This window comes from Flavobacterium frigidum, assembly GCF_048286735.1.
GTDB lineage: Bacteria > Bacteroidota > Bacteroidia > Flavobacteriales > Flavobacteriaceae > Flavobacterium.
The window spans coordinates 126,056-139,474 of record NZ_JBLVPU010000003.1 but is presented as its reverse complement, the minus strand read 5'-3'; the positions used below and the strand labels follow the sequence as shown (position 1 = coordinate 139,474).

At 33.3% G+C, this 13,419-nt stretch carries 11 protein-coding genes; 2 read left to right on the top strand and 9 right to left on the bottom strand.

What is annotated here, in order from left to right:
• Positions 1-11: 11 nt before the first annotated feature.
• Both ACNQGO_RS03200 and ACNQGO_RS03195 read right to left on the bottom strand, forming a co-directional pair.
• On the bottom strand, positions 12-1,259 hold the full coding sequence (locus ACNQGO_RS03200) for an NAD(P)/FAD-dependent oxidoreductase (RefSeq protein ID WP_417984183.1): 1,248 nt from the start codon (positions 1,257-1,259) through the stop codon (positions 12-14).
• A 308-nt stretch (positions 1,260-1,567) separates the two neighbouring features.
• Complete coding sequence (locus ACNQGO_RS03195) at positions 1,568-2,086, bottom strand: GNAT family N-acetyltransferase (protein ID WP_417984128.1); 519 nt, start codon at positions 2,084-2,086, stop codon at positions 1,568-1,570.
• Positions 2,087-2,257: 171 nt separating this feature from the next.
• Here ACNQGO_RS03195 and yaaA point away from each other — a divergent pair, with 171 nt between their 5' ends.
• On the top strand, positions 2,258-3,016 hold the full coding sequence (gene yaaA, locus ACNQGO_RS03190) for a peroxide stress protein YaaA (protein WP_417947933.1): 759 nt from the start codon (positions 2,258-2,260) through the stop codon (positions 3,014-3,016).
• A gap of 65 nt (positions 3,017-3,081) precedes the next feature.
• Here yaaA and ACNQGO_RS03185 read toward each other — a convergent pair whose 3' ends face one another.
• From ACNQGO_RS03185 to ACNQGO_RS03170, 4 genes are all read right to left on the bottom strand, one after another.
• Complete coding sequence (locus ACNQGO_RS03185) at positions 3,082-4,665, bottom strand: MDR family MFS transporter (RefSeq protein ID WP_417984127.1); 1,584 nt, start codon at positions 4,663-4,665, stop codon at positions 3,082-3,084.
• An 82-nt stretch (positions 4,666-4,747) separates the two neighbouring features.
• Complete coding sequence (locus ACNQGO_RS03180; protein ID WP_417984126.1) at positions 4,748-5,827, bottom strand: HlyD family secretion protein; 1,080 nt, start codon at positions 5,825-5,827, stop codon at positions 4,748-4,750.
• An 11-nt stretch (positions 5,828-5,838) separates the two neighbouring features.
• Positions 5,839-7,170 carry a TolC family protein gene (locus ACNQGO_RS03175; protein WP_417984125.1) on the bottom strand — a complete coding sequence of 444 codons (1,332 nt, stop codon included), beginning with the start codon at positions 7,168-7,170 and terminating at the stop codon, positions 5,839-5,841.
• Positions 7,160-7,786 carry a TetR/AcrR family transcriptional regulator gene (locus tag ACNQGO_RS03170; protein ID WP_309758311.1) on the bottom strand — a complete coding sequence of 209 codons (627 nt, stop codon included), beginning with the start codon at positions 7,784-7,786 and terminating at the stop codon, positions 7,160-7,162. Before ACNQGO_RS03170 ends, ACNQGO_RS03175 begins: the two co-directional genes overlap by 11 nt.
• Positions 7,787-7,998: 212 nt before the next feature.
• Here ACNQGO_RS03170 and ACNQGO_RS03165 point away from each other — a divergent pair, with 212 nt between their 5' ends.
• Positions 7,999-8,556 (top strand): DUF4494 domain-containing protein, encoded by a 558-nt coding sequence (locus tag ACNQGO_RS03165; RefSeq protein ID WP_417984124.1) that lies wholly within the window; start codon positions 7,999-8,001, stop codon positions 8,554-8,556.
• A gap of 92 nt (positions 8,557-8,648) precedes the next feature.
• Here ACNQGO_RS03165 and ACNQGO_RS03160 read toward each other — a convergent pair whose 3' ends face one another.
• The 3 genes from ACNQGO_RS03160 to trpA form a co-directional block, all read right to left on the bottom strand.
• Positions 8,649-9,164, bottom strand: coding sequence for a GNAT family N-acetyltransferase (locus ACNQGO_RS03160; RefSeq protein ID WP_417948212.1), 516 nt, complete (start codon positions 9,162-9,164; stop codon positions 8,649-8,651).
• 8 nt (positions 9,165-9,172) lie between these two features.
• Complete coding sequence (locus ACNQGO_RS03155) at positions 9,173-11,605, bottom strand: PAS domain-containing hybrid sensor histidine kinase/response regulator (protein WP_417984123.1); 2,433 nt, start codon at positions 11,603-11,605, stop codon at positions 9,173-9,175.
• Positions 11,606-12,615: 1,010 nt separating this feature from the next.
• Positions 12,616-13,377 carry a tryptophan synthase subunit alpha gene (trpA, locus tag ACNQGO_RS03150; protein ID WP_417978486.1) on the bottom strand — a complete coding sequence of 254 codons (762 nt, stop codon included), beginning with the start codon at positions 13,375-13,377 and terminating at the stop codon, positions 12,616-12,618.
• Positions 13,378-13,419: the final 42 nt, after the last annotated feature.

Sequence of the window (13,419 nt, the reverse complement as noted above, 5' to 3'; positions counted from 1 at the left end):
TAGGCTTTAATTTATTTAAATTTCATCATTGCTTGGGCGGCTAATCTTCCTGTTTTTAGGGCAGCATTGATAGAACCATTTAGCAAGTTGTCTCCACAAATAAATAGCGTATCTGATATTTTTATTTCGGAAGTATCAATCGTATTTCGTACACTTTCTTGCGTTGGCAAAGCGTATTCAATTCGATAGGCTTTCAGCATTTTCCATAAATTTACTTTTTCGCCATACCATTGTTTCAATTCTTCTTTCATATTTTCAGCCAAAGTAGCGTCATCAACAGTTGGAATTCCATTGAAAGAAACCGATATAAGCACTTTACCTTTTGGAGCATACGCTTCAGAAACATTAGATAGAACCGTTAAATTATTGACCCATTTCTTTTGGGTAGAAGCATTTAATAAAACCACCGCTTTTTTAGTAGGTGCTTCATTGGTTTCAAAATAGATATTGGTGACCTGATGTGAAGTCATTTTTTGCTTTGGCAAAAACTGGCTAGTAAGAGTATTTGCGGTCGTTGCCAAAAGGATTTGGTTGGCCTCAAAAACGCTTCCATCCGCAGTTTTCACCTTGTTTCCATCAATAGCTGTTACTTTCGTCTGACATTGAATACTCCCTTGCGGAAGCATAGCGACTAATTGTTTTGGAATTTCCTCCATGCCTAATGCTGGAACAGCAACATCGCCATCAGAAAACATTTTCATCACAAAATCAAACATACGTCGGGATGTTAGTAAATCATTTTCCAAGAATATCCCAGATAGAAATGGCCGGTAAAAGCGCGCAATCATTTTTGCACTAAAACCATATTCGGTTAATTGCTTTTGTGTCGTTTGTTCTGGTTGTTCGAAAATTTCGTCGATGCTTAAATTTTGCAACCTGTTTTTCAACCAAAGGGTATTAATTTTATCTTTTAAAGTACCTACAGGAGCAAAAAGCGTTGCAAATGCCGCCGATGGTCTTCGGAAAGGATCTGCAATTTCAAAAATACCACCATCATACAGCACAGTGGCTCCTGGAAGCATTTTTTTTAAGTTTAAATCAGTGTAATTAAGTAGTGTTTGAGTTTCTGGATAGGCGGTCAATAGCACTTGAAATCCTCTATCCAAAAGATATCCTTCATGTAAATCGGTTTTTATGCGTCCGCCTGGACGATCAGTTGCTTCTAGCAGTAGCACTTTTCGGCCTTGACGGTGCAAGTGAACGGCAGCAGATAATCCAGCTAATCCAGCTCCAACAATAATAACATCTTGTTTCATGATTTTTATACTATTTGCAACAAAAATAAACCAAATTGAGTTTTCATGAGGTTTAATTAAGGAACAATTTTGAGGTAAAACTTTTGTGTCTGAAAGTAGAGTTCAAAACTATCTGCTTTCAATACATCTACTTTATCTTTAAAAAAAAAACACTCACCACAGATTTACAAATTTTAAAAGAGTACCATTAGAAAAATTTGCGAATCTGCGGTAAACAATACAATCTAACTTTACAGATCAATTATGTCTAATGGAATCTATGTACTTTCATCGATTGAGGTTCAGTTATTATAGTAGAAGTTTAGATTTTTTTACAAGATAAGTTGCATCATTAAATCGGTTTGTTTGTCAGTTCCCATTATAAAGTCATGTTTGTCAAAAACTACAAATCCATTTTTGGTGTAAAATCGAAGTGCTCTATGATTTTCTTCCCACACTCCAAGCCAAATTGAAGTAACGCAACTAGTTTGACCAATATTTTTAGCTTTGTCAAGCAGCAATTTACCTACGTTTTTGCCATGAAAAGTTTGCAAAACATAAATTCGATGGATTTCTAACGAATTCACTTCCATGATTTCGGTTTGTGCCTCTCCAAAATTTACTTTTAAATAACCAACAGGAATTGTATCTGAAAAACCCATATAAAACTGAGATTTTATAGTGTTTAATTCCGTTATTAATTGTTCAGTATTGAAGCTTTTATCGATGTAATTAGCAATATTTTCGGCAGTATTGGTAACGGCAAAAGTTTCTGTAAAGGTTTGAATACTTAATTTTTGGAGCATTTCTAAATCCGCTACTGTCGCTTTTCTAATTTCAATTGGATTCATTTTGATATAAGGTTTTGGTACGTTTGAATCAAAAATACATAATTTAACTAGGTTTCGGATGGTATTCCTTTATAACACTATTTAAATAATCAATTTAAAGATTTTTGGTTTCTTGAATTCAATTAGTACTTTTGAAACAATTAATAAAAAGCGCTCTACAGCGCAATCTGTATGAAAATAGTACTATCACCAGCCAAGTCGTTGAATTTTGAAAAAGAGTTACCTACTGCTTTGCACACGGAACCCTTATTTTTAAAAGAATCAAGAGAGGTTCACAAAGTTTTGAAGGAGAAAAAACCTGCTGATTTATCAGATTTGATGAGTATTTCAGATAAGTTGGCCGATTTGAATTGGAAGCGTAATCAAGTTTGGAAAACACCTTTTACGACCTCTAATGCGCGTCCAGCAGTTTATACTTTTGATGGAGATGTTTATATCGGTTTAGATGCATATTCTTTACCTCAAAAAAAAATACAAGTTTTGCAAGATAGCTTGCGTATCCTTTCGGGTTTGTATGGCTTGTTAAAACCATTAGATTTAATACAAGCGTACCGATTGGAAATGGGAACAAAATTACCCATTGGCGAAAGCAGAAATTTATATGAATTTTGGAAACCTACAATTACTAAAGCTTTAAATAAAGAGTTGCAAGAAGGGGAGTTATTTGTCAATTTAGCCAGTACAGAATATTTTTCTGCAGTTGATATCAAAGCTCTTAAAGTTCCAGTAATTACTCCGGAATTCAAAGATTATAAAAATGGAAAATTAAAAATAATTAGTTTTTTTGCCAAAAAGGCGAGAGGAATGATGGTGCGTTACATTATTGATACAAATGCGCAAACTTTAGAAGATTTAAAAGGATTCAACTATGATGGGTATCAATTTGACGCTACATTATCCAAAGCGAATAATTTGGTTTTTACTCGTTAACGTTTTTAGATAAATACACAAAACGCCGTTATCATTTTGATAACGGCGTTTTTTGCATTCAATCTTTAATGCATTGCATCTGCAGGATTGATTTTGTTTTTTCCTTTTTTGATCAAAAGGATGAAAGGAATGCAAAATAAGAATAATGCTCCAAGATATAAAAAAATGTCTATGTAAGACAATACAGAGCTTTGTACCATTACTTTATATTCGATTGCTTTATAGGCTTTGGCCAAAGCTTCGTTTTCCGTATAGCCTTTGGACATAAATCCCAATTTGAGTTGCTGTACTGTTTTTTGGACTTCGAAAGAAGCGGAATTAAGATGAGAAACTAGATTTACACGATGTTCCTGATTGAATCGAGCGATAAAAGTTGTGATGATTGCAATACCAAAAGAACCTCCTAATTGGCGCATCATCCCTGTAAAAGCTGCCCCTTCACCTATACTTTTACCTTTTAAAGTTGATAATGATAGTGTAGAAATGGGTACAAATAATAGCCCGAGTCCGACTCCTCTTAAGATCAATGGCCAATACAAATGCTCTTCACCAGAATCTGGCGTAATAACCAATTGCATCCAATACGTAAAAAAGAAAAAGGTTAAAAAACCAGCTGCAACCAGATAGGCTTGCGGTACGCCACGTTGAATCATTTTGCCTATAAATGGCATCATAATTCCGGTAGTGATCGAACTTGGGATCAATAATAAACCAGCGTCAAGTGCGCTCCAGCCTAAGACAGATTGCGTATAGATGGGGATGATAAAAGTGGAACCATACAACCCGAAACCAAGAATAAAACACATTATGGTGCCTATTCTTAAATTGGTATCTTTTAGTACTTTCAAGTTTACAATAGGATGCTCATAAGTAAGTTCTCTCCAAATAAAGAGTACTAAACCCAAAACAGTTATTACACTTAAGATGATGATGGTAAGGTTATTGAACCAGTCATCTTGTTGTCCGTGTTCTAAAATATATTGTAATGAACCAATAAAGGCAGTTAGTAAAAAGATACCCCACCAATCGACTTGGCTAGCCTTGAGTTTATCTCCATACTTTGGACTTTTTACAAAAGAAAGTGTTAGTAATGTGGCAATAATCCCAATTGGGATGTTGATATAAAAAATATACGGCCATGAAAAATGATCGACAATATAACCTCCTAATGGCGGTCCAAGAGTAGGGCCTACAATCACTCCCATACCATAAATAGCCTGAGCCATTCCTCTTTTAGCAACGGGATAACTTTCTGTAATTATGGTTTGTGCGGTCACGAGTAACGCACCACCACCAAGACCTTGAATGAATCTAAAGGCTACTAGTTCCCATATATTATTAGCGTTACCGCACATAAAGGAAGCAACGGTAAAAATAATAATAGAAACCGCAAAGTAATTTCGTCGCCCGAACTGTTGTGACAACCAGCTCGTCATAGGAATCACAATCACATTTGCAATGGCATAAGCCGTTATAACCCAAGCAACATCAGTTAATGATGCTCCAAGGCTACCTCGCATATTGTTTAATGCCACATTTACAATTGTAACATCTACAATTTCAAGCAAAGCACAAAGCACGGCGGTAATGGTAATTATGACTCTTCTAAAGCCATATTCTACTAAATCATCTTCTCCTGTTTGTACCATTTTATACTTAATTGTAAACTATCATTTTTTTAAAAAAAGGCATTACTTTTTTGGCCATTTTAGAACCTTGTAAAAAGGTTTTTTATTTCAAATGTACATCTACATCTACATTCATACCTGGGCGAAGTAATTTTATTTTTTCGGGATCGTTAGTAGTGTTTAAACTTATTTTAACCGGTAATCTTTGGATTGTTTTCACAAAATTTCCAGTGGCATTATCAGGCGGAAGTAATGAAAATCGTGATCCTGTAGCCGGAGAAAATGAGGTGATTGAACCTTGAAAGTTGTAACCAGGATAGGCATCTACTTTCACAGTTACTTTTTGACCAATAACCATTTTGTTCAATTGAGTTTCTTTGAAATTAGCAATAACCCAAGCTTCTTTATTATTGATGATATAAAATAAAGACTGTCCCGGTTGTACTAATTGTCCTGGCTGAATATCAATTTTTGAAACTTGACCATCAATCACAGCAGTTACAGCGGTGTAAGTAAGATTTAATTTTGCGGCATCCAGTTGTGCTTTTGCTCTTTTAATATTGGCAGCCGCAACTTCGGTTTGCTTACCTGAAACTTTTGATTTGGCAATAATAACTGATTTTTGAAACGCGCTTGCTCTTTGTTGCTGCTCTAAAACACGTACTTGACTTTCTGCTTCAAGTTTAGCAGCCAGTGCTTGTTCGTACTGTTGTTTGGTGATAGAATGGCTTTTATACAAATTGTTGTATCTGTTGTAATCACTGGTTATACGATCCAATCTAATTTTTGCAGATTCAATATTGCCACCTGCTGATTGCACATTGGCATCAGAAACAGAAATACTCGCTAAAGCACTACCAATATCAGCTTTAGAAACTTCAAAATTTCCCTCAGCTCCCACCATTGCAGCACTAGCTTCCTCAATTTTTAGTTGGTAATCTCTTTTGTCAATTGTAAAAAGAGTATCTCCTTTTTTTACAAAATCATTGTCTTTAATGTACACTTTATCTACATATCCCGATACTCTAGGAATAATAGGATTCATGTTTTTTTCAATTTGCGCATCATCCGTTTCTTCATGAGCTAGGGAATGCATGTATTTATATGTCCCGTATGATGCACCTAAAACTACCAAAGCTACTAGGATAATTATAAATTTTTTATTTGTTTTTTTCTTTTCCATGGTAGGTATGATTATTTTTTTGAAATAGTAAAGGTTTGAGATAATTGTCCAGTTACCGATAGTAACTCGTAGTATTTTTGAATGGTATTGGCTCTTGCTAATGCTTTATTGATTTTAGAACTCAATTGTTCTACATCAGCCTCAAGAAGATCATTGGTGTCTGATAGGCCATTATCATATTTATCTTTTATTATTCTGTAGTTTTCTGATGATTGTTCTACCGCTTGCTCATAAACTACATTTTGTTTCAATGCTAAATCGTAATCTTCAATTGCTTTTTGAACCTGACTTTTTATGTAATCCGTTAATATAGCCTCAGCGTTTTGAGCTTCAATAAACTTATTTTCCGCTAGTTTTACTAACGTTCCATTTTTTAATATAGCACTTAAATCATACGAAATACCCACACCTATATTCATTGCATTTTGCACGGTAATTACGTTACTCAAATCTAATGCAGTATAGCCACCAATAATTGCAATGGCAGGATAATATGCCCCTTTCGCTATTTTAATATTGGCCTCACTTGCTTTTTCTTGTAAACGTATCGCGAGTAAATCTTTTCGATTTTCTAATGCTGGTAAGTCATTTGTTGGGATATTAGTCATTTGAAAATCAGCAAAATCACTTTCCCGAATTTCCAATTTAGTTTCTGGATTCAATTTCAAAAGTGTAACCAAATAAAAGTTGATGATTTTTAAGTTGTTGTTTGTTTCATCTAATGATAATTGGATTTTAGAAGCTTGTAATTGTGACTTTAAAAGGTCGTTTCTAGGAATAATTCCGTTTTTTTCTAACTCTATAAAATCTGTTACGCGTTGTTGTGCACTTTTTTGATTTTCTTTTAACAATTCAATTGTTTTTTGAGCTTTGTACAAGCCTGCGTAATAATCAATAACCCGCAATGCTATATCTTCCTTAGTTTGAGTTGCTGTTGCCATTTCAGCCTCATATAAGTTCTCATAAACTTTGATACTATTTTGTATTTTGAAACCAGAAAACACAGGAACACTGGCATTCAATTGTCCAATCATTAATTGATTGACGATAGGTTGCGGTTCTTGTGAGCCCGAATTATTTTGATTGATTTTAAAATCAACAGCAGCATTAGTCAATCTTTGGTATTGACCTGAAAGCTTCAAATCAGGATATTGATTATTTTTTTTGGATTGCAGTTCGTATTGTTTCGTTTTAACTTTGGTATTGGCCAAGGTAACCTCATTACTTTTGGTCCAGGCCAAATTAATGGCTTCGTTCAATGTTAAACTTGTTTTTTCTTGGGCTGTTACCGATGAAATTCCAATATAGAAAATTCCAAAGAGCATAAATGGACTAACTTTCATAAATTAGAAGTGCTTTTATAGTTTGTTGAATATGCTTTGTCAAATTTGTTTTGATGTAATTATTGTATAAATCTTCGGTTTTTAAGTTTAATAAATTTTCAAAGAAGGGTTTGTTCATGTGAAAATGAAAAAAAGTGCCCAAAATAGTAGGTGTTATCAGTGGTATAATAACATCTTTCCTAAAAATACCTTTTTTCTGACCTTCTTCAATAATAGTTTCCAACGATTTTAAATTTCCTTTTCTTAATTCTGAAAAAGCTTGAAGATTTTGTTCTCTTTTTTTAGAAGTGAATTCAAAGTGTAAAATTCTGTAAATACCACGGTTGCTATTGATTCTATTGATGTACAGTTCAATAAGCTTGTTGATTTTTTCGATTGGTTCTAAGTCTTCTTGAAGTAAATTTTCCAATTGATTTTTAAGATCCGAAGTTCTATAAACAATTAAGGATTCCAATAATCGTTCTTTCGATCCAAAGTAATATGATACCATAGCCACATTGATCTGAGCTACTTTAGCTATTGTTCTGATGGAGGTGCCTTCAAAACCTTTTTCTGCAAAAAGGGTCTCTGCAACTTCGAGGATTTGAATTTGTTTATCGTTAAAATTACTTTTCAATGGAACTTAATTTTTTCAAAAACAAAACTAAACAAGTGTTTAATTTAAACAACTGTTTAGTTTTTTTTTAACATAATTTTAACGTTATAATTAGAGCTAGATTGAAGTGTAGAACAAAACTAAACAGCAGTTAAAATTGTGAATATCTATTTTAGGAATGATGCTTTTTTTAACCTCTAAAATATATCTTTGAAATCCTTAAAAAAATAGAAATGAGCACAACTTGGTACGAATGTAAAGCAAAATATAGAAAAACAGATGAAACTGGCGCACAAAAGATTACGACAGAACCGTACTTGGTAGACGCGTTATCCTACACAGAAGCCGAAAGCAGGATCAATGAAGAAATGTCGGCGTATATTAGTGAAGAATTTAAAATCACGAATATAAAAGTGGCTAATTATGCAGAGATTCATCCTTTTGAAAATGCAGATCGTTGGTTTAGATCCAAAGTTTCTTTATTGGCCTATGACGAAGAAAGCGGTAAAGAGCGAAAGACCAACATGTACTTATTGATACAAGCAAATGATGTAAGGGAAGCCTATGACAATACCATCAGTGTAATGAAAGGAACAATGGGTGATTATACCATACCAGCGGTTTCTGAATCTCCTATTATGGATGTTTTTCCTTATTTTAGTGGTGAAGAAGGGGAACTGGAACAGTTAGAAAAATTTAATGCACTAAAAGCATCAAAACCAGAGGTAGCTGCAGAAATAGTAGATTACATGGAATTTGAAGCGACTCCTGAAGAAGAAGCTGTATTTTAAGTTTTTTTTAAAAAGAACCTACCGCAAATTCGCAAATTACGGACCAGTTACTAACTGTTTTTATTTGCGAATGTGCGGTTTTTCAATTTCAATCAGTCTTGTTTGTGTAATACTTTCTCGTATGCTTTTCTAGGGCTTCCTCTAAAATAAACTTCGCCACAATACACATAACCTGAATTTTCAAATATTTTGATCATGGCGATGTTGTCAAAATTAGTGTCTGCTTTTACACTATAAATGGTATTGTTTATCGCAAAATTCTCTATGTGTTTCATAATCATTTTAGCGTAACCTTGGCCTAGATGATTAGTAGCAATAGCTACACGATGTACCACCACAAAATCAGTATTAGTGATCCATTTACCCTCAATAGCTTTGTAAGCAGGCTCATCATTAATTAGAATTGCACAATAACCAATGATAGTTTCCCCTAAAATTAAAATAAATCCCTGGCCTTTTTCAATATCTTTTTGCAGTATTTCTGGATTGGGATACCCATCCTGCCATTGGGTACTTCCATCTTGTTTTCGGCGGGCAATAGCATCTTTCAAAATGGCCCAAATGGGGATGATTTCAGAAAGTTCAGCTTTTCTGAAGTGATAATTCATATCTGTCATTACAGTTTATTATCTTTAATATTTAGCACATCCAAAATTTTAGTATACAATAGCTTTTCGTCAAGTGGTTTTGAAATGTAGTCATTCATGCCAATGGATTTACATTTTTCAACATCAACGGTAGTAACATCTGCAGTAAGTGCGATAATCGGGATTTGTAAATTCATTGTATTGCGGATGTATTTTGTAGCTTCAAATCCGTTCATAATGGGCATCTGCAAATCCATTAGAATAATATCATAGGTATTTGTTTCTAGTTTTTCAATGGCTATTTGTCCATTGTCCGCAATTTCCCATTCAAAATTATAATCATCAAGTATGGTTCGTAACAATAATTGATTTAGTTTAACATCTTCTACGACCAATACTTTAATTTTTTTAATTTTAGCTGTGTCGTGATTTATTTTTTCTGATTCAAAATTACTCATAGCATCAACAGTGTTTTTTTGAAAATTTAATATACAACTAAACGTAGTTCCTTCATCAACTTTACTATCTACAGTAATTGTGCCTCCTTGTTTTTCTACAAGTTGCTTTACAATTGCTAGTCCAAGTCCAGTACCTCCATATAGATTAGAGGAAATAACGTGTGCTTGTTCAAAATTCTCAAAAATTGTTTCAATTTTATTAGCAGGAATTCCAATTCCTGTATCAGAAACTTTAAACTCAATTGTAATTTTCTGTTTGGTTGCACTTTTTACATTCACATTAATAGTAATGTTGCCTTCAGAGGTAAATTTAATTGCGTTACTCAGTAAATTAATTAGAATTTGATGTAATCGAACCGAATCACCTAAAATAATTTCGGGAATTCTGTCATCGTATTCCGTGATTAATTGTAAGCTGCTTTCTTGAACTTTTGTTTCAAATAAACGAATAACACTAGATAGTAATTCGGATACTTTGAATGGCTCATTAACAAAAATCATTTTGCCTGCATCAACTTTGGCTAAATCAAGAATGTCATTAATGAGAACAATAAGTGTATCGCCGCTGGATTGTATTGCTTTTAAACACTCTGTTTGTTTTTCGGATAAATCTGTTTTTAATAAAACGTTGGTAAAGCCAATTATCGCATTCATAGGAGTCCGGATTTCATGGCTCATATTGGATAAAAACTGTTGTTTTGCTATTACGGCATGTTCAGCAGTTGCCGTTGCATTTTTAGCTTTAATGATTGCTTGAGATAATTCTTCATCGATCTTCTTTTGTTTTGAAATATCAATACTAACGCCTGTAAGTGTATGGGCCTGGCCAAACTCATCATAGTGATAGTGACCAGTAGATTTGATCCAAACAATTTCTCCATCATTAGCACGTGCTATACGATAATCTACTTCATAAACGTTATGGTTAATCTTTGATTCTTCTATTTTTTGAAAAGCTAATTCTATATCTTCTGGGACGATCACGCTGTGCCAGTCCGAATAGGTTAAGTTTTCTTTCTGGTCATCGTAGCCCCACATTTTTTTATGCATCGTGGACCATTCTAATGTTAATGATGCGATGTCTAGAGACCAAATACCAACTCGGGCTGAGTCAGTTGCTAATTTAAAATGTTTAGCTAATTTTTTTTGTTCCTCTTCATTTTCTTCAATCTGTTTTTTAGCTAGAACGTATTGCGTAATTTCGGTAGCCAAGATTGTGATGCCGGTAATAGAATCATCAACATCTCTATAAGGTTGGTATACTAAGTTGAAATAACATTCTTCCTGTTTTTCATTGCGATGCAGTATACATTTAATTTCATTGGTTACAAAATGTTCTCCTGTTTCATATACATTAAGCAATAAACTAGGGAATACTTGATCTTTTATTTCAGGCAAAATTTCAAGTAAGGATTTACCAATGACATCATTTCCTTTTCCCCAAATAGCAATTATAGCTTGGTTAGCAGATGTTACGATCATTTGCGGACCTTTTAAAATGGCGATGGCAATTAAGGATTGTGCAAGGATATTACTAAATCGTTTTTCGCTAACTTCAATTTGTTTTCGTGCATGTACTGCTTCAGTTATTTCAGTACCTATGGATATAATTCCGTAAATAGTATTATTTATATCTCGTAAAGGTTGATTTAGTATATTGAAATAAGCAGTGTCTAGTTTACCTTTTCTCATGAGTAAAACCATATATTCAGTTACTGTAAAGGGTTCACCAGTACTGTAAATTTTATTGAATATTTGTAATAACCCACCTTCTGTTTCTGGAGATAATTCACAAAGTGGTTTGCCAATTACTTTGTCATGTGTTTTATCCCAAATTTCTAGCGCTTTATTGTTGATAGATTCTACTATAAAATTAGGTCCTTTAAAAATGGTGATGGGAACGGGTGCCTGTGAAATCAGGTTTTGAAAATTTATCAAACTGCCGTCCTTAGAAAGAGGATTAGTAATTTGAGATTCACTCATAGCTTTGTTGTATGTGTCCATTTTTATAGTATTAATGGGTTCGTATTCGCTACATTTTTTAGACAACTATTCGAATTAAATATTTAATTGAGTCAAATATAAATAATTCTGAGTATTAATTGTTAAAATATGTGATTTAAAATGCATAAATCGAAACAATATTTTTTTTTAGAACACTACATTTAGACGTTGATTGTGTATTTATTATCAAAAAATTAATGGTTAAAGCAATAAAAAATCAGCAGCAAAAAAAACATCGCCCTGATATTTGTCTTTTAGGTTTATAATAATAGATCCAATTTTAAATCATTGCTACCTATATATTTTTTGTTTGATTATTTTTAATTTACTTTGAAATAAGGATAAATGATATTGTAGATCATCACAACAAGGCATAGAATAGTATTTTCTAAATGCACGTTTTTTTTAAATGAGTTATAGTGCTTGTAGAATTAAAAAAAAAGCAATCTTCTTTTGTGTCAAGTTGCTTCATATTTACTAAATCGCTCACCATATGAAAAGTTATAGTATCATTACTGTTGAGTTGGATCAAATTTTGTAATGATCGCAAAGAATGTAAGACTTTATTTTTAATCAATACAACAGTAACTTCTACATTTGCAATGCTATTTCGGACGATTTTTTAGAAAAATATGTAGTAGTCCTTGAGGTGATTCATATCTTTTAATTTAAATTCAATCACGCTAAATAGTAGTTATGGTTTTGATAACGATCTTCAAAAATATTTTTCAATTTCTCTGTAGGTGCGGTATCACTTGATGCATTTATACCATTGTTCCTATTTCGAGGAGCTGATGCGATTCGTTTCTATTTTTGATATTAACCTTTGGTTGTAGTTGTTGTGTGATTTTGAGACCCATCGGGCTAGCGAACTAAGTACCTATTAACTCTAGTTTTATAGACCTTAGATATTTTAATCAACAGTAATTGAGACTATATTTCAGGTTGTTACAAAAAAACGGTGTTTAAATCTCGATTAAACACCGTTTTCCTGCTAGTATAAAAAAAGTTTATCGAATCGCTTCAACGAAAGCGTCAATTTTTCCGGTTCCATTTTTTGTTAAATCCTGAATAAAAGCACTACCAATAATAGCACCTTTGGCAAATTGTGTGGCTTGCTCAAAAGTTTCTTTGTTGTTGATTCCAAATCCTATTACTTGTGGATTTTTTAGATTCATGTCCGCAATACGTTTGAAATAATCTTCTTGTGCGCTTCCAAAACCGGTTTGTGATCCTGTAACACTCGCTGAACTCACCATATAAATAAAACCATCGGAAACACTATCAATAAAATGAATGCGTTCAACAGACGTTTGTGGTGTGATTAAGAAAATGTTTTTCAAGCCATATTTTTCAAAAATTGTTTTGTATTCATCTGCGTACACATCAACGGGAAGATCAGGAATTATTAATCCATCAATACCAATGGCAGCGCACTCTTTGCAGAAATTTTCAATACCAAATTGCAACATTGGGTTGAAATATCCCATGATGATGAGCGGAATAGAAACTGTTTTTCGGATGTCTTTTAATTGATCAAAAAGAACTTGTGTAGTCATACCGTTATGCAACGCTTGTGTAGAACTCTCTTGAATGGTAGGTCCGTCAGCCAAAGGATCACTAAACGGCAATCCAATTTCTATCATGTCTACTCCATTTTTTTCAAGGTCTTCAATGATTTGTACTGTATCATTTAGACTAGGATATCCTGCTGAAAAATAGATGGAAAGTATTTTTTTAGTTTCTTGTAATTTTTGATTTATTCTGTTCATTGTACTATTTTTTATGTATTCTAGCAAGGCTTTCAAAACCTT

Bases quoted from the DNA above. Each gene is read 5' to 3' on its own strand.
- ACNQGO_RS03195 (WP_417984128.1), bottom strand. From the start codon at position 2,086: ATGAATCCAATTGAAATTAGAAAAGCGACAGTAGCGGATTTAGAAATG.
- yaaA (WP_417947933.1), top strand. From the start codon at position 2,258: ATGAAAATAGTACTATCACCAGCCAAGTCGTTGAATTTTGAAAAAGAG.
- ACNQGO_RS03185 (WP_417984127.1), bottom strand. From the start codon at position 4,665: ATGGTACAAACAGGAGAAGATGATTTAGTAGAATATGGCTTTAGAAGA.
- ACNQGO_RS03180 (WP_417984126.1), bottom strand. From the start codon at position 5,827: ATGGAAAAGAAAAAAACAAATAAAAAATTTATAATTATCCTAGTAGCT.
- ACNQGO_RS03175 (WP_417984125.1), bottom strand. From the start codon at position 7,170: ATGAAAGTTAGTCCATTTATGCTCTTTGGAATTTTCTATATTGGAATT.
- ACNQGO_RS03165 (WP_417984124.1), top strand. From the start codon at position 7,999: ATGAGCACAACTTGGTACGAATGTAAAGCAAAATATAGAAAAACAGAT.
- ACNQGO_RS03160 (WP_417948212.1), bottom strand. From the start codon at position 9,164: ATGAATTATCACTTCAGAAAAGCTGAACTTTCTGAAATCATCCCCATT.
- ACNQGO_RS03155 (WP_417984123.1), bottom strand. From the start codon at position 11,605: ATGGACACATACAACAAAGCTATGAGTGAATCTCAAATTACTAATCCT.
- trpA (WP_417978486.1), bottom strand. From the start codon at position 13,377: ATGAACAGAATAAATCAAAAATTACAAGAAACTAAAAAAATACTTTCC.